This window comes from Erwinia sp. (genome assembly GCF_049696395.1).
Taxonomy (GTDB): Bacteria; Pseudomonadota; Gammaproteobacteria; order Enterobacterales; family Enterobacteriaceae; genus Erwinia.
In genome coordinates, this window is record NZ_JBAVTT010000150.1 from 35,952 (window position 1) to 55,294 (window position 19,343).

Below are 19,343 nucleotides of genomic sequence, written 5' to 3' on the forward strand. Positions count from 1 at the left end.
TAGTGAAAATCCTCGTTGATGAAAATATGCCTTATGCCCGCGAGCTGTTCAGCCGCACCGGAACCGTGGTTGCGGTGCCGGGCCGTCCTGTCCCGCAGTCTGAGCTGGAAGATGCCGATGGCCTGATGGTGCGCTCAGTCACCAAAGTGAACGCTGAGCTGCTGAGCGGCAAATCGGTGAAGTTTGTGGGCACGGCTACCGCCGGAACCGATCATATTGATGAGGCATTTCTGCAGGAGCAGGGGATTGGCTTCTCCGCGGCACCGGGCTGTAACGCGATTGCCGTGGTGGAATATGTGTTTTCGTCACTGCTGCTGTTGGCGGAACGTGACGGTTTCCTGCTGAAAGACCGCACGGTCGGCATCGTTGGCGTGGGGAACGTGGGCGGACGTTTGCAGGCGCGATTAGAAGCGCTTGGAATTAAAACCTTGCTGTGCGATCCCCCGCGTGCCGATAAGGGTGAAGCGGGTGACTTCCAGCCGCTGTCCACCCTGGTGGCTGAAGCCGATATTCTGACTTTCCACACGCCCCTGTTCAGGCAGGGTGAGTATAAAACGCTGCACCTTGCCGACGAAGCGCTGTTGAAGGCGCTGAAGCCAGGCACCATCCTGATTAACGCCTGTCGTGGTCCGGTGGTGGACAACGCCGCGTTGCTGAACGTGCTGGAGCAGCGTGATGATCTCAGCGTAATCCTGGATGTCTGGGAACCCGAGCCGGAGCTGTCGCTGCCGCTGCTGGATAAAGTGGATATCGCCACCGCTCACATTGCTGGCTATACGCTGGAAGGCAAAGCGCGCGGCACAACGCAGGTGTTTGAAGCCTGGACTGCGTTCCTCGGCAAGCCACAGCAGGTGGCGCTGGACACACTGCTGCCTGCGCCAGAATTTGGGCAGATTACGCTGCACGGCGAGCTGGATCAGCCAACGCTAAAAAGACTGGTGCATCTGGTGTATGATGTGCGCCGCGATGATGCGCCGCTGCGAGCAGTGGCAGCAATTCCTGGCGAATTTGATCGCCTGCGTAAGAATTATCTGGAACGTCGCGAATGGTCGTCACTGCGGGTGCAGTGTGACGTTGAGCCGGTCGCGGCTTTGCTGAAAAAACTCGGATTTAATGCCGTTTTTCATCCGGCAACCTAAGGTTACGATAAGCCTTAGTCCATAGTCTTATTCTTCGGGCGGTGTGAACACCGCCTTCTCTATTTTGGATCATTTCTGGAGTGACCAACATGTCTGACGGCTGGAACATTGCGCTATTAGGCGCTACAGGCGCAGTAGGGCGAGCTTTACTGGAATTGCTGGCACAACGCCAGTTCCCGGTTGGTGAACTGCATTTGCTGGCGAGTGAACGCAGCGCGGGCGAAACCCTGCGTTTTGAGGGCAAATCGGTGCTGGTCACGGATGCCAAAGACTTTGAATGGTCCCAGGTACAACTGGCGTTCTTCGTGGCCGGGCGTGAAGCCTCCGCCCGTTACGCGGAAGAAGCGGCCAACTCGGGTTGCCTGGTGATTGACAGCAGCGACCTGTTCGCGCTGGAGCCAGATGTGCCGTTAGTGGTGCCAGACGTAAACCCGCAAGTGCTGGGTGACTACCGTAACCGCAACATCATCAGCGTGGCGGACAGCGTAACCAGCCAGTTGCTGTGCGCGATCAAACCCCTGGTCGATCAGGCTGGATTGAGCCGCATTCAGGTCACCAGTCTGATTGCTGCTTCCGCTCACGGCAAAGCCGCCGTCGATTCTCTGGCCAGCGAAAGTGCCCGTCTGCTGAACGGTTTACCGGTGGAAGCGGGCTTCTTCGATCGCCAGCTGGCGTTCAACATGCTGCCCCTGCTGCCAGATGCGGAAGGCAGCGTCGTGCAGGAACGTCGCCTGGTCGATCAGGTGCGCAAAGTGCTGCAGGACGAAGGATTACCTGTCTCAGTGTCTACCGTTCAGGCACCCGTTTTCTACGGCAATGCGCAGATCGTGCATCTGGAAAACCTGCGTCCAATGTCGGCTGAAGAAGCCCGCGAAGTGCTGCTTCAGTCTGAAGATATTGCCTTGTCTGACGAAACGGATTACCCGACTCAGGTTGGCGATGCTTCCGGCAACGATCACCTGAGCATCGGCTGCGTGCGGAACGATTACGGCGTAGCGGAAATGCTGCAGTTCTGGTCAGTGTCTGACAACGTCCGTTTCGGTGGCGCGTTGATGGCGGTGAAAACGGCCGAGAAACTGGTTCAGGAGTATATGTACTGATGTCAGAAGCAGCCTTGCCGGAGCAAAAGCACAAGCTGGCGCTCGGCATTGAATACGACGGCAGCCACTATTATGGCTGGCAGAAGCAGCAGGAAGTCCGCAGCGTGCAGGAAAAGCTGGAAAAGGCGCTGTCTAAAGTGGCAGACCAGCCAATCAGCGTGTTCTGCGCAGGCAGAACCGATGCTGGCGTGCACGGCACGGGTCAGGTGGTGCATTTCGAAACCACCTCGGTGCGTAAAGATGCCGCATGGACGCTGGGCGTGAATGCTAATCTGCCCGAGGATATCGCCGTACGTTGGGTGAAACCGGTCAGCGAAGAGTTCCATGCGCGCTTCAGCGCCACCGCTCGCCGCTACCGTTATGTTATCTATAACCGCCGTCTGCGCCCTGCCATTTTACACGGCGGCGTGACGCACTTTTACCATCCTCTGGATGTGGAAAAGATGCAGCGGGCAGGGCAGAGCCTGCTAGGCGAAAACGATTTTACCTCATTCCGCGCCGTGCAATGTCAGTCCCGCACGCCGTGGCGAAGAGTGTTCCACCTTAACGTCAGCCGCTTTGGCGCTTACGTGATTGTGGACATCAAAGCCAACGCCTTTGTCCACCATATGGTGCGCAATATTGTAGGAAGCCTGATGGAAGTAGGCTGTGGTAATCAGCAGGAAAGCTGGATAGCAGAGCTGTTGGCGGCAAAAGATCGCACGCTGGCCGCCGCAACTGCACGGGCTGAGGGGCTGTATCTGGTCTCAGTCGATTATCCTGATCATTTTGAATTACCACGTCCGCCGATGGGACCATTGTTCCTCGAGGATTAATTTTAAGCCTGGAGAATTAAGGAAACGTGTATGGAACTGATTCGTTTTGTAGTCGACTTTATCCTGCATATTGATGTCCATCTGGCGGAGCTGGTGGCGCAGTATGGCATGTGGGTGTATGCCATTCTGTTTTTGATCCTGTTTTGCGAAACCGGCCTGGTTGTTACTCCGTTCCTGCCAGGGGATTCCCTGCTGTTTGTGGCTGGTGCATTGGCTGCATTGCCAACCAACGATCTCAACATCCATGTGATGGTGGCGCTGATGTCCGTGGCGGCCATCGTCGGGGATGCGGTGAACTACACCATCGGTCGGCTGTTTGGCGACAAATTGTTCAGTAACCCGAACTCAAAAATCTTCCGTCGCAGCCACCTCGATAAAACCCATCAATTTTACGAGCGTCACGGCGGGAAAACGATTATTCTTGCGCGCTTCGTGCCGATCGTCCGGACATTTGCGCCGTTTGTCGCCGGTATGGGAAAAATGTCCTATCGCCACTTCGCCCTGTATAACATCTCGGGTGGGTTGCTTTGGGTGCTGCTATTCTCCTACGCGGGTTACCTGTTTGGTGACTTGCCAGTCGTTCAGGAGAATCTGAAGCTGCTGATCGTAGCGATTATCTTACTGTCGATTCTGCCGGGCGTGATTGAAGTCTGGCGTCATCGTCGGGCAGCTAAGCAGCAAAAATCGCAGTAATACCTCGCTAAACTGCCGCCCGATCACCAGATTTTTATCCACAGCATCGGGCGGTTATGGTTTAATGAGCGACATTATGGTCTGCGCTGCCTGCGGCGTGGAAAAAAGAAAACTGGTTTCACCAGGTTCAAACAGAAAGGTCATCAATGAGCTGGATTGAACGAATTCTCAATAAAAGCACCACCACTCCATCGCGCAAAGCCAGTATTCCTGAAGGGGTCTGGACCAAATGCGACAGCTGCGGCCAGGTCCTGTATCGCGCCGAGCTGGAACGTAATCTGGAAGTTTGCCCTAAATGCGATCACCACATGCGTATGCATGGTCGCGACCGTCTGCACAGCGTGCTGGACGAAGGCTCAATGACTGAGCTGGGCAGCGAACTGGAGCCGAAAGATCTGCTCAAGTTCAAAGACTCCAAGAAATACAAAGATCGTCTGGTTGCGGCTCAGAAAGAGACCAACGAAAAAGACGCGCTGATTGTGATGAAAGGTACGCTGCACGGTATGCCAGTAGTGGCTGCTGCGTTTGAGTTCTCCTTTATGGGTGGCTCAATGGGCTCTGTGGTTGGCGCGCGCTTTGTGCGTGCGGTTGAACAGGCTCTGGAAGATAACTGCCCAATGATCTGCTTCTCCGCTTCTGGCGGTGCCCGTATGCAGGAAGCGCTGATGTCGCTGATGCAGATGGCAAAAACCAGTGCAGCGCTGGCGAAAATGCAGGAACGCGGTCTGCCGTATATTTCGGTGCTGACTGACCCAACCATGGGCGGCGTCTCTGCCAGCTTCGCAATGCTGGGCGATCTGAACATTGCTGAACCTAAAGCGTTGATCGGTTTTGCCGGCCCACGCGTTATCGAACAGACGGTGCGTGAGAAACTGCCACCGGGCTTCCAGCGGAGTGAGTTCCTGATCGAGAAGGGCGCTATCGATATGATCGTGCGCCGTCCGGTGATGCGCTTCAAGCTCGCCAGCATTCTGGCGAAGATGATGAATATCCCTGCGCCAGTCGAGGACACCTTCAAAGAGGTCCAGGACGAAGACGCGTCGCAGAGCCATGAGGCCTGATCAATGATCGAAAGGGGCGCACAGCCCCTTTCACCAATGAACCGTAACGTTGTGAACGGGACAAATGGATAATCTTCCTCAAGCCACGTCACCTCTGGTCACGTGGCTTCATTATCTTGAGAATCTCCACTCTCAAGCTATCGAACTCGGGCTGACTCGCGTCCATCGCGTGGCTACGTCGCTCGACCTGCTAACGCCTGCTCCCGTAGTTTTCACCGTCGCCGGGACCAACGGTAAAGGCACCACCTGTCGAACCCTTGAAACGCTGCTGATCGCTGCGGGCTATCGCGTGGGTGTTTTCAGTTCCCCGCATCTGCTGCGCTACACCGAACGGGTACGCATTCAGGGTGAAGAGCTGCCTGAAGTGGATCACACGGCTTCGTTTGCTGAGATTGAAGCCGGGCGTGGCGAAACGTCGCTGACTTACTTCGAATACGGTACGCTTTCCGCTTTGTGGCTGTTTAAACGCGCGAAGCTGGACGTGGTGATCCTTGAGGTTGGCCTGGGCGGGCGTCTGGATGCCACGAATATTGTGGATGCCGACGTAGCCGTGGTCACCAGCATTGCGCTTGATCATACCGACTGGCTTGGGCCGGATCGGGAAAGTATTGGCCGCGAGAAAGCCGGTGTCTTCCGGGGCGGTAAACCAGCCGTAGTCGGCGAGCCGGATATGCCGCACACCATCGGAGAAGTTGCCGATGCTCTTGGCGCGCACCTTCTGAAACGCGGGCGTGACTGGTCTTACACTGTGGGTGAAGAGAGCTGGTCATTTACCGATGCGCAGGGCACGTTGCAAGGCTTGCCGATGCCGCAGGTGCCGATGCCAAATGCCGCTACCGCGCTGGCTGCGCTGCGTGCCTCTTCGTTGCAGGTAGACGAAGCAATTATTTATCAGTGGCTGGACAAGGCAATTCTGCCCGGCCGTTTTCAGACGGTTGCGGAGTCACCAAGAGTGATTCTTGATGTGGCGCACAATCCGCATGCGGCTGGCTATCTGGCCGGACGCCTGCATGAGCTGCCAAAAACCGGCAAGGTTCACGCCGTGGTCGGGATGCTGCACGACAAAGACATCGCCGGTACGCTGGCCTGTCTGCAACCTGAAGTAGATTACTGGTACTGCGCGCCGCTTGAAGGCCCGCGCGGTGCCAGCGCTGAACAGCTGAAGGCACATCTGCCGGACGCTCAGACCTTTGCCAGCGTGGCGGATGCTTATCGCCAGGCGCTGCAACAGGCGGCAGCGCAGGATATTGTGCTGGTGTGCGGATCTTTCCACACCGTGGCACATGTAATGGAAACGAGGGAAACGGAGAACGGCAGTGGCCAGTAAGTTTCAGAACCGTTTAGTCGGGACCGTCATCATAGTAGCACTGGGTGTCATCATTCTGCCGGGCCTGCTCGACGGCAAAAAGAAGCACTACAAAGAAGAGTTTGCCGCCATCCCGCTGGTGCCGAAACCTGGCGACCAGCAGGAAAACGATATGGTGCCGCCGGTGACTCAGTCATTACCTGCGCAGCCGCCGGAAGGGGCAGGCTCAGCGGTGGAAGGCAAAACACCTGGCAATACCTCGCAGGCAGAAAGTGGCTCAACCGCGCCTAAAGCTGACAATAAGCCCAGCGTGATTTCGCCGCCGCCGATGGTTGAGTCTAAGCCCGTTCAGCAGCCGAAGCCGGTAGAAAAACCGAAGCCGAAGCCGGTGGAAAAGCCTGTAGAGAAACCGGTCGAAAAACCGAAACCTCAGCCGAAGCCAGAACCTAAGCCAGAACCGGCACCTCAGCCTGCTCAGCAGGAGAGTGCGCCAACGGGCCAGGCTTACGTTGTCCAGCTGGGCGCACTGAAAAATGCCAGCAAGGTGAATCAGATTGTCGCCCAGCTGCGTCTTTCCGGTTATCGCGCCTTTACCGTGCCTTCAACGCCGGTGCAGGGCGAAATCACCCGTATTTATGTCGGGCCGGATGCCTCGAAAGCGAAGATGCAGGCCTCTGTCAGTGAACTGAAAGGGATCTCTGGCTTGGGTGGCGTAGTGAAACCTTACAGCGCCCGCTAAGCCGTTAGTCTGTCGCTATCGTTGTAAGAGTCTTAGCCTTGCCTGACGCTGTTTCAGGCAGGGCTCTGCCCTAAGGTGACCACGCCGTTCTGGCGGGTTACCCGATGGAAATCAAAAGATTGCAGTACCGGGTTGTCCAGCGCTGTCGGACAGCCGCCAGCGCGCATGATTGCTGGTTTTTTTAGCAAATTGTTTTAATTAAACTGGCAAAGGAAAACCCTACGCAAACGTTTTCTTTTTCTGTTAGAATTCGCCCCGAACTGGATGCAGGGGCACAGTCGCTGGAAGAGTTCATGGTCTGGATAGATTACGTCATTATTGCGGTTGTTAGTTTTTCGGCTCTTGTCAGCCTGATCCGAGGGTTCGTTCGGGAAGCATTATCACTCGTCACCTGGGGTTGCGCATTTTTTGTCGCCAGTCATTACTACTCCTTCCTCGCGGTCTGGTTCACCGGTTTTGAAGACGAACTGGTTCGAAATGGGATCGCCATTGCGGTGTTGTTCGTGGCCACGCTGTTAGTCGGGGCTATCGTCAATTTCGTGATTGGGTCGCTGGTTGAGAAAACCGGCCTGTCGGGTACCGACAGAGTGTTGGGAGTCTGTTTTGGGGCATTACGTGGCGTGCTTATAGTCTCAGCCATTCTGTTTTTCCTCGATACATTCACCGGCTTTTCTAAAAGTCCGGACTGGCAACAGTCTCAGCTGGTTCCCCAGTTCAGTTATATCATCGGGTGGTTTTTTGACTACCTGAAAAGCACGTCGAGTTTTTTGCCCCGGTAATAGAACCTGGGGTGCGGCTTATGAGGAAATAACCACATGTGCGGTATTGTCGGGATCGCCGGATTTATGCCGGTCAACCAGTCGATTTATGACGCGTTAACGGTGCTCCAGCACCGTGGGCAGGATGCCGCAGGCATCGTTACCATTGATGCATTGAATTGCTTCCGCCTGCGTAAAGCAAACGGTCTGGTCAGCGATGTATTTGAAGCCCGCCATATGCAGCGTATGCAAGGCAATATGGGCATCGGCCACGTCCGTTACCCCACTGCGGGAAGCTCCAGTGCTTCTGAAGCGCAGCCTTTCTACGTGAACTCACCTTACGGCATTACGCTTGCTCATAACGGTAACCTGACCAACGCTCACGAACTGCGTAAGCAGCTGTTCGAAAGCGGTCGTCGTCACGTTAACACCACATCAGATTCTGAAATCCTGCTCAATATCTTTGCCCAGGAGCTGGATCGTTTTCAGCACTTCCCGCTGGAAGCCGATAACATTTTTGCCGCTGTGGCAGCGGTTCATCAGCACGTTCGTGGCGCTTATGCCTGCGTGTCGATGATTATCGGCCACGGCATGGTTGCGTTCCGCGATCCTAACGGCATCCGTCCGTTGGTGATTGGCAAGCGTGGCATGAAAGATGGTCGCAGCGAGTATATGGTCGCCTCTGAAAGTGTGGCACTGGATACGCTGGGCTTCGAATTCCTGCGTGATGTTGCGCCGGGCGAAGCTGTCTACGTGACTGAGAAAGGTCAGCTGTTCACTCGCCAGTGTGCAGAGAACCCGAAATGCAATCCGTGCCTGTTCGAGTACGTGTATTTTGCCCGCCCGGACTCGTTCCTGGACAAAATTTCCGTCTACAGCGCTCGCGTTCGCATGGGGACCAAGCTGGGTGCGAAAATCGCCCGTGAGTGGGAAGACCTGGACATTGACGTGGTCATCCCGATCCCGGAAACCTCCTGCGATATCGCGCTGGAGATGGCCCGGATTCTGGACAAGCCTTACCGTCAGGGGTTTGTGAAGAACCGCTACGTTGGCCGTACCTTTATCATGCCTGGTCAGCACCAGCGCCGCAGCGCGGTTCGCCGCAAGCTGAACGCTAACCGTGCTGAATTCCGTGGTAAGAACGTGCTGCTGGTTGATGACTCGATTGTTCGCGGCACCACTTGTGAACAGATCATCGAAATGGCACGTGAAGCGGGCGCGAAGAAAGTGTATCTGGCTTCAGCTGCGCCGGAAATCCGTTTCCCGAACGTGTACGGCATCGATATGCCTAGCGCAACGGAGCTGATTGCTCATGGCCGCGAAGTGGAAGAGATCCGCCAGCTGATTGGTGCTGATGGCCTGATCTTCCAGGACCTGGATGACCTGATCGAAGCGGTTAAAGAAGAAAACCCGGATATCGCGCAGTTCGAATGCTCGGTGTTCAACGGGATCTACGTGACCAAAGATGTCGATCAGCAATATCTGGAGTACCTCCAGTCGCTGCGTAACGATGATGCCAAAGCGATGGCACGCGTGAACGAAGTGGAAAACCTGGAAATGCACAACGAAGGCTAATCGCTGAGGGGTGTGGCAGGTAAGATGGGCCGGAAGAGATTCCGGCCCATTTCTATTTTAGCGTGGCAAATGGCATACTTCCCTCTTTACCCACCCGCAGGAAAAGTATGAAACGACTTATTATTGGCATCTCGGGTGCCAGCGGCGTCATTTATGGCGTGCGCGCGCTGCAAATATTGCAGCAGGTCAGCGAGGTGGAAACCCATCTGGTGATGAGCGCGGCTGCCCGCCAGACGCTGGCACTGGAGAGTGATTATTCAGTGCGTGACGTGCAGGCGATGGCCGACGTGGTGCATGATGTGCGCGACATCGCTGCCAGCATCTCTTCCGGTTCCTATAAAACCGACGGCATGGCCATTATGCCCTGCTCAATGAAAACGCTCTCTGGCATCGTACACAGTTATTCCGATGGCTTACTGACCCGTGCCGCCGATGTGGTGCTGAAAGAGCGCCGTCGCCTGGTGCTTTGCGTGCGTGAAACGCCGCTGCATTTAGGCCATTTGCGTATGATGACCACCGCTGCTGAACTTGGCGCGATTATCATGCCGCCCGTTCCCGCATTTTATCATCGCCCTGAAAGCATCATGGATATCGTCGACCAGACCGTGAATCGCGTGCTCGACCAGTTCGACATTACGCTCGACAAGGATCTGTTCACGCGCTGGGAGGGTGCATAAAGCCGCCCGTAATGCACTTTTAGGGTGCGTTAATTGGTGCTGAATCGCATTTCGTGCATTGAGTGCACCAAAATGCAACATTGTTGCCACCTCGCATGACCAAACCTGCTATATATTTCCCCACAATCAAGGCGTTTGCGCCGCCAGAAGGCGAAACAAGCTGATTGCGCAGCCATGGGGCAGGGCAGCGCAAAACTGGCATGAAATCTGCAAATGACAACTGCTCCAACTGCGCTAACAACATCACGACTGGACATAATAAAAACTCATCTTCGAGGGTAATCTATGAAAAAGCAGGTCCTGGCTCTTTCTCTGCTGCTGGCTCTCTCCAGCGCAAGCAGCGCGTTTGCTGCTGCGCCGAAAACGCTGCGCATCGGCACCGATCCTACCTATGCTCCGTTTGAGTCTAAAAACGCACAAGGGCAACTGGTTGGCTTCGACATCGATCTTGCGAATGAGATCTGTAAGCGTATGGAGACCAAATGTACCTACGTGGAAAGTGATTTCGATGCTTTGATCCCCTCGCTGAAAGCGAAAAAAATTGATGCCATCATCTCTTCGCTCTCAATTACCGAAAAGCGTCAGATGGAAATCGCTTTCTCGGAAAAACTGTATGCAGCTAATGCCCGTTTGATCGCGCCGAAAGGCTCTAAAATCCTGCCGACGTTGGATTCGCTGAAAGGCAAAACCATCGGTCTGCTGCAGGGCACCACGCAGGAAACTTACGCTAACGAAAACTGGCGTCCAAAAGGCATCACCATCACGCCTTATGCGAACCAGGACCTGGTGTATCAGGACCTGACCGCGGGTCGTATTGATGCGGCCTTCCAGGATGAAGTCGCCGCCAGCGAAGGCTTCCTGAAGCAGCCAGCCGGTAAAGAGTTCGCCTTTGCTGGTCCTGCGGTAAAAGACGAGAAAATCTTCGGTGTGGGCACCGGTATGGGCATGCGTAAAGACGATGCCGATCTGAAAGCCGCTATCGATAAAGCGTTCGATTCCATGCGTAAAGATGGAACCTACGACAAGTTAGCGAAAAAATATTTCGACTTTGACGTGTACGGCGGTTAAGTAAAACCTGTCATGGGGGCCGACAGTCTGTAGACTGCGGCCCCTGTTTTGTACGCCACAGGCGGATAAAACGCGAAGTTAATCCAAAGACAGGACATCCTTATGCTGTATGGCTATTCTGAAGTGATTTTTAAAGGGGCGTTGGTCACGCTTGAGCTGGCTCTCAGCTCGGTGGTGCTCTCCGTTATCCTTGGGTTGATTGGCGCCGGGGCCAAGCTCTCCAACAATCGCGCGTTGCGCATGATTTTCGAAGGTTACACCACGCTGATCCGTGGCGTGCCCGATCTGGTTCTGATGCTGCTGATCTTCTACGGTCTGCAAATTGCGTTAAACCAGCTTACTGATGCGCTGGGCATCGATCAGTTTGATATTGATCCGATGGTTGCCGGTATCATCACCCTTGGTTTTATCTACGGCGCGTACTTCACTGAAACTTTTCGCGGTGCCTATATGGCAGTGCCGAGAGGGCAGATTGAGGCCGCGACGGCGTTCGGTTTTACCTCTTCCCAGACCTTCCGTCGGATCCTGTTCCCAGGCATGATGCGCTATGCGCTGCCGGGTATAGGTAACAACTGGCAGGTGATCCTTAAGGCAACGGCTCTGGTTTCGTTGTTGGGGTTGGAAGATGTGGTCAAAGCGACCCAGCTGGCCGGGAAAAGCACCTGGCAGCCCTTCTATTTTGCTGTAGTGGCCGGGGTGATTTATCTGGTCTTTACCACGTTGTCCAACGGCGTGCTGTTGTGGCTTGAACGCCGGTACTCGGTGGGTGTAAGAAGGGCTGACTTATGATCGAGATTATTCATGACTACTGGCAAGCCCTGCTGTGGACTGACGGATACCGTTTTTCAGGGGTAGCGATCACGCTATGGCTGCTGATTATCTCCGTAGTGCTGGGCGGCAGCATGGCGGTTTTGCTCTCTATTGCGCGTGTCTCTTCGATTACCGCCGTGCGTTTCCCGGTGTGGTTATTCACGTATATCTTCCGTGGCACGCCGTTATACGTTCAGCTGCTGATCTTCTACTCGGGCATGTACACGCTGGAGATAGTAAAGGGCAATGACCTGCTGAACGCCTTCTTCCGCAGTGGCCTTAATTGTACGCTGCTGGCGTTAACGCTGAATACCTGTGCCTACACTACCGAAATCTTTGCTGGGGCGATCCGCTCGGTGCCGCACGGTGAAATTGAAGCGGCGCGGGCTTACGGTTTCTCTACCTTTAAATTGTATCGCTGCATCATCATGCCTTCGGCACTGCGTACCGCGCTGCCTGCTTACAGCAATGAAGTGATCCTGATGCTGCACTCCACGGCGCTGGCGTTTACCGCCACGGTGCCTGACCTGTTGAAGGTCGCCCGCGATATTAACTCCGCAACTTACCAGCCGTTTGTGGCCTTTGGCATTGCTGCGGTGCTTTATCTTATGATCTCGTATGTGTTGATTAGTCTGTTCCGCAAGGCGGAAAAACGCTGGCTGAAGCACGTTAAACCTTCATCAACTCATTGAGCAGAACTATGGCCGACAATAAATTAAGCGTAACTGAACTGCATAAACGTTATGGCGAGCATGAGGTGCTGAAGGGCGTATCACTGCAGGCAAATGCCGGTGATGTCATCAGTATTATCGGCTCTTCAGGTTCAGGTAAAAGTACCTTCCTGCGCTGCATCAACTTCCTTGAGAAGCCAAGCGAGGGCACCATTTCGGTTAACAACCAGATGATCAACCTGGTGCGTGATACTGACGGTCAGCTGAAGGTGTCTAACAAGGAGCAACTGCGCGAACTGCGTACCAGCCTGACTATGGTGTTCCAGCACTTTAATCTGTGGAGCCATATGACGGTGCTGCAGAACGTGATGGAAGCGCCGATCCAGGTGCTGGGCCTGAGCAAAGCGGAAGCGCAGACGCGGGCCATCAAGTACCTCGATAAAGTGGGTATTGATGAGCGTGCGCGGGGTAAGTATCCGGTGAACCTGTCAGGCGGTCAGCAGCAGCGTGTGTCAATCGCCCGTGCGCTGGCGATGGAGCCGGAAGTGCTGCTGTTTGATGAGCCTACTTCCGCACTCGACCCGGAACTGGTGGGTGAAGTGCTGAAGATTATGCAGAAGCTGGCAGAAGAGGGGAAAACCATGGTGGTAGTCACGCACGAAATGGAGTTTGCCCGCCACGTCTCCAGCCATGTGATCTTCCTGCATCAGGGGAAAATTGAGGAAGAAGGGCCGCCGCAGGAGCTGTTCAATAATCCGAAAAGCACCCGTTTGCAGCAGTTCCTTTCCGGCGCGCTGAAGTAATCTCTTCAGGTGTACTGGTGACCTTCATGACCCCCGGTCGCTTCTAAAGACCGGGGGTCATGCTGTTACGGTCTGACTCAATCAGTGCCTTACACCACGTCCGCTAATGCCTCATCCAGCTGATACCAGCGGAAGGTAAATCCAGACTCCTCCAGCCGCTTAGGCAGCACGTGTTGCCCTCCCAGCACCAGAATCGCAGACTCCCCCATCATCAGCTTTATGGCTGCAGCAGGCGTACGCATAAAGGCTGGACGGTGCATCGCGTGGCCAAGCGTAGCCGCGAACTGTTCATTGCGCACCGCATAAGGCGCGACCATATTGAACGGGCCGCTCAGGCCAGGGCTATCCAGTAACCACAGGATAGCGTTCAGCATGTCTTCAAGATGTATCCACGGCATATACTGCTTGCCGCTGCCTAACGGGCCGCCGATGCCCATTTTGAAGGGCAATTTCATTTTGCTCAGTGCGCCGCCTTCTTTCGCCAGCACCACACCGGTTCGCATCAGGCAAACTCTGGTCTGTTCGCTGCTCGCGGCTTGCGCCAGGGTTTCCCAGTGAGCACAAAGCTGATGGGTAAATTCATCCTGACCGGGATCTTCTTCGGTCAGCACTAAATCGCCCGTATCGCCATAGAAGCCAGTCGCTGAGCCAGAAATCAGGACCGAAGGTGGCGTGGTGCTGGCATTAATTAGTGACACCAGCCGTTCAGTAATTTGCCAGCGGCTTTCGCAGAGATGCCGTTTCTGCTGCTCCGTCCAGCGCTTATCGGCAATGGGTTCACCGGCGAGATTGATCACGGCATCAACCTCATTCAGGTCCAGTTGTTGCTCGAGTCCGGACCAGAGATGAACTTCCGGGCCCAGCTTCGCTCGTGCTGCAGCTACGTCACGCGTGACCACGCTGACGGTATCACCCCGGTGCAGCAGACGGGGAATCAGGTGGCTGCCAATCAGGCCTGTGCCGCCTGTCAGTAAAATGTGCATGCTGTCTGTCCTTAATCTGAGAAGTGAAAATCCAACAGCCTGCTTTCAGCTTAGGTGAAGTTTGGGGGATTGCCTTTATGTGAAAAAATGGGTAAACAGGTTGCAGACGCCGCCTTGTAAGGATATCAGGATGAATTACCCAAACGTAACGCTGTGGTCCGATGCCTGTTTTTTTAGTCCCTATGTGATGTCTGTCTTTGTTGCGCTCAGCGAGAAGGGCGTGCCGTTTTCGCTGCAGCATGTTGACCTCTCCAGTCAGCAGCATCTGACAAAAGACTATGGTGAGATCTCTCTGACTCGCCGAGTGCCCGCCTTACAGATCGATGATTTTCTGCTTTCCGAATCTTCGGCGATTACTGAATATCTGGAAGAGCGTTTTCCTGCGCCGCAATTCGAACGCCTTTATCCTAAAGACCGTGAAAAACGCGCCAGGGCGCGTGAAATTCAAGCCTGGTTGCGCAGCGACTTTATGCCGATCCGTCAGGAGCGCCCAACAGATGTGCTGTTCGCCGGTGAAAAATTCCCTCCTTTGACTGAGGAAGCTCAGGCTTCTGCCCGCAAGCTGTTCGAGGCGGTTGAGCAAAGGTTACAGCCAGACCAGCACAACCTGTTTGGCGAGTGGTCGATTGCCGATACCGACCTGGCTGTGATGATCAATCGTCTGGCGCTGCATGGCGATCCGGTGCCTGAACGGCTGGCTGATTATGCCCATTTCCAGTGGCAACGAGCGTCAGTGCAACTTTGGCTCTCAGAATCCTCCAAGACCGCCTGTTAATCACACTAGCGGGTTATAATTTTCTTACAGTCCGTGGCACACTGTGCGGGCAAGAGTCAACGTGCGCTGATGCGCCAGAACAATTAAGGGTTACGGATGGTGGAGCAAGAGAGCGGCACGGAGTGGGTAGACATCGTTAATGAAGAGAACGAGGTCGTTGCACAGTCCAGCCGTGCGCATATGCGGGCACAATGTTTGCGCCATCGCGCGACCTACATCGTGGTTCACGATGGGATGGGTAAAATTCTGGTACAGCGCCGTACAGAAACCAAAGACTTCATGCCTGGTATGCTGGATGCTACCGCAGGTGGCGTGGTGCAAAGTGGTGAAGATATGCTGGAATCAGCGCGCCGTGAGGCAGAAGAGGAGCTGGGCATTGCAGCCGTTCCTTTTGCTGAACATGGTCTGTTCTACTTTGAAGATCAGCACTGCCGCGTGTGGGGCGGATTGTTCAGCTGTGTGTCACACGGCCCGTTTGCCATGCAGGAAGAAGAAGTGGATGAGGTGTTCTGGATGACGCCAGAAGAGATCACCGCACGTTGCGATGAATTCACCGATGACTCACTGAAAGCCCTCTCTTTGTGGCTCAGCCGTAATAACGAATCCGGACGTTCCAGCTCTGGCAAGAGCGTGAGTTTATGAGCCAAAGCTGGTACTGAGGGATGAGCCGTTGGGCGCGGTGGATAAATAGCAACCGGCGACGCTGGATGTGATGATCCAGTAACCGGATTTAGCCGACAAAAAAGGCCGCATTGGCGGCCTTTTCCGATCGTTGGAGTGAAGGATTAACGGATAACAACCTGGTGAGGCTGAGTTTTGCGGCCCATCATGCCCAGTACTCCGGCAACCACGGCTTCAATCAGCAGGACGATTAACGTTATCCAACTGGCTTTAGCGGTGGCGGCAGCAGCCTGTTGCGCCGCTTCTCGCGCTTTCTGCTCAGCCTGAGCTTTCAATTCCTGATATTTCTGACGCGCCTGCTCGTAGCTTTTCTGGGTTTGAGCGACGATCTGATCGACTTCCTGATCGCTTTTTCCGGTCCGCGCTTTAATGATATTTTTCAATGCATCCAGATCGGCTGCCTGCAGCGTATCCTGATTACGTTGAAGCACGCCTTTAAACCAGTTGGCCAAATCAGTATCCGCATTTTGAGGATTATTCGCCGTATTTTGAGCCTGATTTTGGGCGGTGTCAGCTTCCTTATTAGCGTCATTTTTTAACGCCTGCGGCTGAAGTTCAGGTTTGCCCGTTTGCTGCAGCGTTTTTTCCAGTTCACTCTGAACATTGCCCAAATCGAAATTATTTTCCTTCAAGGTTTCTTTCGCTTTATTAGCAAGGGAAGGGGCAATGGCCGAAATACCGTTACCCACCATACTAAAACCAGAACCAATTACGCTGGCGGTGCCGCTTACCGCGCTGCTTAATAGCGTGATGGCTAACCAGACGACAAAGAGCGTATTGACTGCCCACATTAACAGACCGTGTAAAGCGCCTTCACGTTGTGCCAGACGGCCGGTTATAAATGCACCTGCACCGATGGAAATCAGCATACTTAAACCTGTCCAGATAGCGGCACCTTTGCCGATGCCATCCAGAGGGTTTTGCTCTTTTAAAGGGTCAATGGTGGTTGCGCCAATTGCGGTTCCCAGAATGGTCAGCAATAAGTAAATGACCACAGAAAGAATCACGCCTGCAAAAATGGCACTCCACGAGATGCGCTTAAGCGGGATGCCAGTATTAACATCACTGTAAACCGGATGGACACTACGATCGCTCATAACTGTTCTCTCTTTATCTGATTATAAGTAGGGATGCTCGAAATCTATTATTATTAAGGAATTTCCTCTGGCGATGACTGTCCTGATTAAGACTAGTCCTGGATTGAAGATTGTTCCATAAAATAATGGCCTTGCGAAATTACATCGAGGTTTCAATGAATTAAATCACTCTTATTTATTGCCGAATGTAAAAAATAAGCGCGATCAAAAAAAAGGCCGGGGAAATAAAATCAGGAAGCATAAGAAAGGGAAGTCGGGGGATATTTTTTAAAAAATGTGAAGTCAGTTAAGGTCGTAAAAAAGGCGGATCCTGAGATCCACCTTTTTGTCAGCCAGGACCGTTAAGTCTTAGCCTTCAGCCTGTTTTGACTGAATGGCCGTCAGGGCGATGGTATAAACGATATCGTCAACCAGTGCACCGCGTGACAGGTCATTGACCGGCTTACGCATCCCTTGCAGCATCGGCCCGATGGAGATCAGGTCCGCAGAACGCTGTACGGCTTTGTAGGTGGTGTTACCGGTGTTCAGGTCAGGGAAGATGAACACGGTAGCGCGACCCGCTACAGGTGAGTTTGGTGCCTTGGATTTGGCTACGTCAGCCATGATCGCGGCGTCGTACTGCAGCGGACCATCGATAACCAGGTCAGGACGTTTTTCCTGCGCGATTCGGGTAGCTTCACGCACTTTCTCAACATCACTACCGGCACCGGAGGTTCCGGTTGAGTAGGAGATCATCGCTACGCGAGGTTCGATGCCGAAGGCCAGTGCAGAATCCGCTGACTGAATGGCGATTTCTGCCAGCTGTTCCGGATTTGGATCAGGGTTGATGGCGCAGTCGCCATACACCAGAACCTGCTCAGGCAGCAGCATAAAGAACACGGATGAGACCAGCGAGCTGTTAGGCGCGGTTTTGATCAGCTGTAACGGCGGACGAATGGTGTTGGCCGTGGTGTGAATCGCACCAGAAACCAGACCGTCAACTTCGCCACGCTCCAGCATCAGGGTGCCGAGCATCACGTTGTCTTCCAGCTGCTCTTTAGCAACCACTTCGGTCATGCCTTTGCTCTTACGCAGCTCAACCAGACGCGCTACATAGTTTTCGCGTGCGACTTCCGGATCGATAATCTCGATGCCTTTGCCCAGCTCAACGCCCTGAACGGCAGCAATGCGATGGATCTCTTCCGGATTACCCAGCAGCACACAGGAAGCGATGCCACGTTCGGCGCAAATCGCCGCCGCTTTAATGGTACGTGGCTCTTCACCTTCTGGCAGCACAATGCGTTTGCCCGCTTTACGCGCCAACTCGGTCAGCTGGTAACGGAAGGCTGGTGGAGAAAGACGACGGCTGCGCTCGGAAGCGGCTGTCAGCGATTCCACCCAGTCAGAGTCGATATGGCTGGCCACATACTCCTGCACGCGCTCAATGCGCTGGATATCGTCGCTTGGCACTTCCAGATTGAAGCTCTGCAGGCTCAGCGAGGTCTGCCAGGTATTGGTTTTCACCATAAAGACCGGCAGGCCAGTCGCGAAGGCGCGCTCACACAGCTTGCGGATTGGCTCATCAATCTTGTAACCACCGGTCAGCAGGATGGCACCAATTTCCACGCCATTCATCGCGGCCAGACAGGCCGACACGATCACATCCGGACGGTCTGCTGAAGTCACCAGCAGGGAACCAGGACGGAAGTGCTCAAGCATATGAGGAATGCTGCGCGCGCAGAAGGTTACCGACTTCACACGGCGAGTCTGAATGTCGCCTTCGTTAATGATTTCTGCATTCAGATGGCGGCACATATCAATGGCGCGGGTAGCAATCAGTTCAAAGCTCCACGGCACGCAGCCCAGCACCGGCAGCGGGCTGTTGGCAAACAGCTGCTTGGGATCGATATTGGCGACGCTGGCTTTGTTGGAGTCATCAAAGATTTCTGACAGATCCGGGCGAGTACGGCCTTGCTCGTCAACCGGCGCGTTCAGTTTGTTAATGATCACGCCAGTGATGTTTTTGTTTTTACTGCCGCCGAAGCTGCTCTGCGTCAGTTCAATACGCTCTTTCAGCTGGGCCGGAGAATCATTACCCAGTGACATCACGAAGACGATTTCCGCATTCAGCGTTTTGGCAATTTCATAGTTCAGTGCAGAAGCGAACTGGTGTTTACGGGTAGGCACCAGGCCTTCAACCAGCACCACTTCAGCATCTTTGGTGTTTTCGTGGTAACGGGCGATGATCTCTTCCATCAGCACGTCTTGCTGGTTTGATCCCAGCAACGATTCCACACGGCTCATCTGCAGCGGTTCGGCAGCGGGAATGGAGGAGCTTTTACGGATAATGGTGGTGGTCTGGTCCGGCGAGTCGCCGCCTGCACGAGGCTGTGCGATAGGTTTGAAGACGCTGAGACGCACGCCTTTACGTTCCATGGCGCGGATCACACCGAGGCTGATACTGGTCAAACCGACGCTGGTGCCGGTAGGGATTAGCATAATAGTACGAGACACAATGAACCTCTCGAATTAGCTCAGGATCCCTGCAGCAAAGGCTTGCGCGATCCTGAGTCGCTGGTGTCAAAAACAACTCCGTCAGCCTGAGCTGACGGA

19 protein-coding genes are annotated in these 19,343 nt (G+C 54.3%); 16 read left to right on the forward strand and 3 right to left on the reverse strand.

The annotated features are described in order from the left end of the window. Positions 1–2 precede the first annotated feature (2 nt). From pdxB to hisP, 14 genes are all read left to right on the forward strand, one after another. Positions 3–1,139: a 4-phosphoerythronate dehydrogenase PdxB gene (pdxB, locus tag WCC56_RS18205; RefSeq protein ID WP_424693732.1), complete on the forward strand. Its 1,137-nt coding sequence runs from the start codon at positions 3–5 to the stop codon at positions 1,137–1,139. Between the two features lie 89 nt (positions 1,140–1,228). After that, complete coding sequence (locus WCC56_RS18210; protein WP_424693733.1) at positions 1,229–2,239, forward strand: aspartate-semialdehyde dehydrogenase; 1,011 nt, start codon at positions 1,229–1,231, stop codon at positions 2,237–2,239. After that, positions 2,239–3,054, forward strand: coding sequence for a tRNA pseudouridine(38-40) synthase TruA (gene truA, locus WCC56_RS18215; RefSeq protein WP_424693734.1), 816 nt, complete (start codon positions 2,239–2,241; stop codon positions 3,052–3,054). Before WCC56_RS18210 ends, truA begins: the two co-directional genes overlap by 1 nt. A gap of 30 nt (positions 3,055–3,084) precedes the next feature. Beyond that, positions 3,085–3,747, forward strand: a complete 663-nt coding sequence (locus WCC56_RS18220) for a DedA family protein (protein ID WP_424693735.1) — start codon at positions 3,085–3,087, stop codon at positions 3,745–3,747. Positions 3,748–3,893: 146 nt separating this feature from the next. Continuing rightward, positions 3,894–4,808 carry an acetyl-CoA carboxylase, carboxyltransferase subunit beta gene (accD, locus tag WCC56_RS18225; protein WP_424693736.1) on the forward strand — a complete coding sequence of 305 codons (915 nt, stop codon included), beginning with the start codon at positions 3,894–3,896 and terminating at the stop codon, positions 4,806–4,808. A gap of 64 nt (positions 4,809–4,872) precedes the next feature. Next, the gene (gene folC, locus WCC56_RS18230; protein ID WP_424693737.1) at positions 4,873–6,135 is read left to right on the forward strand and encodes a bifunctional tetrahydrofolate synthase/dihydrofolate synthase; all 1,263 of its coding nucleotides are present in this window, start codon (positions 4,873–4,875) and stop codon (positions 6,133–6,135) included. Continuing rightward, positions 6,125–6,853 carry a cell division protein DedD gene (gene dedD, locus WCC56_RS18235; RefSeq protein WP_424693738.1) on the forward strand — a complete coding sequence of 243 codons (729 nt, stop codon included), beginning with the start codon at positions 6,125–6,127 and terminating at the stop codon, positions 6,851–6,853. The genes folC and dedD overlap by 11 nt, the downstream gene beginning before the upstream one ends. Before the next feature lie 293 nt (positions 6,854–7,146). Beyond that, entirely contained in the window at positions 7,147–7,632 is a 486-nt protein-coding gene (gene cvpA / locus WCC56_RS18240; RefSeq protein WP_424693739.1) for a colicin V production protein, read from the forward strand. A gap of 36 nt (positions 7,633–7,668) precedes the next feature. After that, positions 7,669–9,186 carry an amidophosphoribosyltransferase gene (gene purF / locus WCC56_RS18245; RefSeq protein WP_424693740.1) on the forward strand — a complete coding sequence of 506 codons (1,518 nt, stop codon included), beginning with the start codon at positions 7,669–7,671 and terminating at the stop codon, positions 9,184–9,186. A gap of 107 nt (positions 9,187–9,293) precedes the next feature. Beyond that, on the forward strand, positions 9,294–9,863 hold the full coding sequence (locus WCC56_RS18250; RefSeq protein WP_424693741.1) for a UbiX family flavin prenyltransferase: 570 nt from the start codon (positions 9,294–9,296) through the stop codon (positions 9,861–9,863). 285 nt (positions 9,864–10,148) lie between these two features. After that, a complete protein-coding gene (argT, locus tag WCC56_RS18255; protein WP_424693742.1) occupies positions 10,149–10,931 on the forward strand; it encodes a lysine/arginine/ornithine ABC transporter substrate-binding protein ArgT in 783 nt (260 codons plus the stop codon). Positions 10,932–11,033: 102 nt separating this feature from the next. Beyond that, positions 11,034–11,720: a histidine ABC transporter permease HisQ gene (locus WCC56_RS18260; RefSeq protein WP_424693743.1), complete on the forward strand. Its 687-nt coding sequence runs from the start codon at positions 11,034–11,036 to the stop codon at positions 11,718–11,720. After that, positions 11,717–12,433, forward strand: a complete 717-nt coding sequence (locus WCC56_RS18265; protein WP_424693744.1) for an ABC transporter permease — start codon at positions 11,717–11,719, stop codon at positions 12,431–12,433. Before WCC56_RS18260 ends, WCC56_RS18265 begins: the two co-directional genes overlap by 4 nt. 8 nt (positions 12,434–12,441) lie before the next feature. Further along, entirely contained in the window at positions 12,442–13,215 is a 774-nt protein-coding gene (gene hisP / locus WCC56_RS18270; RefSeq protein WP_424693745.1) for a histidine ABC transporter ATP-binding protein HisP, read from the forward strand. A gap of 89 nt (positions 13,216–13,304) precedes the next feature. On the opposite strand, the gene WCC56_RS18275 is transcribed toward hisP, so the two are convergent. Next, complete coding sequence (locus tag WCC56_RS18275; RefSeq protein WP_424693746.1) at positions 13,305–14,198, reverse strand: TIGR01777 family oxidoreductase; 894 nt, start codon at positions 14,196–14,198, stop codon at positions 13,305–13,307. A gap of 130 nt (positions 14,199–14,328) precedes the next feature. Between WCC56_RS18275 and yfcF the strand changes: the two genes are divergently transcribed. Together yfcF and yfcD are read left to right on the forward strand one after the other, a co-directional pair. Further along, positions 14,329–14,973: a glutathione transferase gene (gene yfcF / locus WCC56_RS18280; protein WP_424693747.1), complete on the forward strand. Its 645-nt coding sequence runs from the start codon at positions 14,329–14,331 to the stop codon at positions 14,971–14,973. A gap of 96 nt (positions 14,974–15,069) precedes the next feature. Then, on the forward strand, positions 15,070–15,615 hold the full coding sequence (gene yfcD, locus WCC56_RS18285) for an NUDIX hydrolase YfcD (RefSeq protein WP_424693748.1): 546 nt from the start codon (positions 15,070–15,072) through the stop codon (positions 15,613–15,615). Between the two features lie 143 nt (positions 15,616–15,758). On the opposite strand, the gene WCC56_RS18290 is transcribed toward yfcD, so the two are convergent. Both WCC56_RS18290 and pta read right to left on the reverse strand, forming a co-directional pair. Continuing rightward, positions 15,759–16,751, reverse strand: a complete 993-nt coding sequence (locus tag WCC56_RS18290; RefSeq protein ID WP_424693749.1) for a TIGR04086 family membrane protein — start codon at positions 16,749–16,751, stop codon at positions 15,759–15,761. A 348-nt stretch (positions 16,752–17,099) separates the two neighbouring features. Then, positions 17,100–19,244 (reverse strand): phosphate acetyltransferase, encoded by a 2,145-nt coding sequence (gene pta / locus WCC56_RS18295; protein ID WP_424693750.1) that lies wholly within the window; start codon positions 19,242–19,244, stop codon positions 17,100–17,102. Positions 19,245–19,343: the final 99 nt, after the last annotated feature.

Excerpts from the sequence above, each read along its gene's own strand:
- WCC56_RS18210 (WP_424693733.1), top strand. The coding sequence starts at position 1,229 with ATGTCTGACGGCTGGAACATTGCGCTATTAGGCGCTACAGGCGCAGTA.
- truA (WP_424693734.1), top strand. The coding sequence starts at position 2,239 with ATGTCAGAAGCAGCCTTGCCGGAGCAAAAGCACAAGCTGGCGCTCGGC.
- WCC56_RS18220 (WP_424693735.1), top strand. The coding sequence starts at position 3,085 with ATGGAACTGATTCGTTTTGTAGTCGACTTTATCCTGCATATTGATGTC.
- accD (WP_424693736.1), top strand. The coding sequence starts at position 3,894 with ATGAGCTGGATTGAACGAATTCTCAATAAAAGCACCACCACTCCATCG.
- folC (WP_424693737.1), top strand. The coding sequence starts at position 4,873 with ATGGATAATCTTCCTCAAGCCACGTCACCTCTGGTCACGTGGCTTCAT.
- cvpA (WP_424693739.1), top strand. The coding sequence starts at position 7,147 with ATGGTCTGGATAGATTACGTCATTATTGCGGTTGTTAGTTTTTCGGCT.
- purF (WP_424693740.1), top strand. The coding sequence starts at position 7,669 with ATGTGCGGTATTGTCGGGATCGCCGGATTTATGCCGGTCAACCAGTCG.
- WCC56_RS18250 (WP_424693741.1), top strand. The coding sequence starts at position 9,294 with ATGAAACGACTTATTATTGGCATCTCGGGTGCCAGCGGCGTCATTTAT.
- argT (WP_424693742.1), top strand. The coding sequence starts at position 10,149 with ATGAAAAAGCAGGTCCTGGCTCTTTCTCTGCTGCTGGCTCTCTCCAGC.
- WCC56_RS18260 (WP_424693743.1), top strand. The coding sequence starts at position 11,034 with ATGCTGTATGGCTATTCTGAAGTGATTTTTAAAGGGGCGTTGGTCACG.
- WCC56_RS18265 (WP_424693744.1), top strand. The coding sequence starts at position 11,717 with ATGATCGAGATTATTCATGACTACTGGCAAGCCCTGCTGTGGACTGAC.
- hisP (WP_424693745.1), top strand. The coding sequence starts at position 12,442 with ATGGCCGACAATAAATTAAGCGTAACTGAACTGCATAAACGTTATGGC.
- WCC56_RS18275 (WP_424693746.1), bottom strand. The coding sequence starts at position 14,198 with ATGCACATTTTACTGACAGGCGGCACAGGCCTGATTGGCAGCCACCTG.
- yfcF (WP_424693747.1), top strand. The coding sequence starts at position 14,329 with ATGAATTACCCAAACGTAACGCTGTGGTCCGATGCCTGTTTTTTTAGT.
- yfcD (WP_424693748.1), top strand. The coding sequence starts at position 15,070 with ATGGTGGAGCAAGAGAGCGGCACGGAGTGGGTAGACATCGTTAATGAA.
- WCC56_RS18290 (WP_424693749.1), bottom strand. The coding sequence starts at position 16,751 with ATGAGCGATCGTAGTGTCCATCCGGTTTACAGTGATGTTAATACTGGC.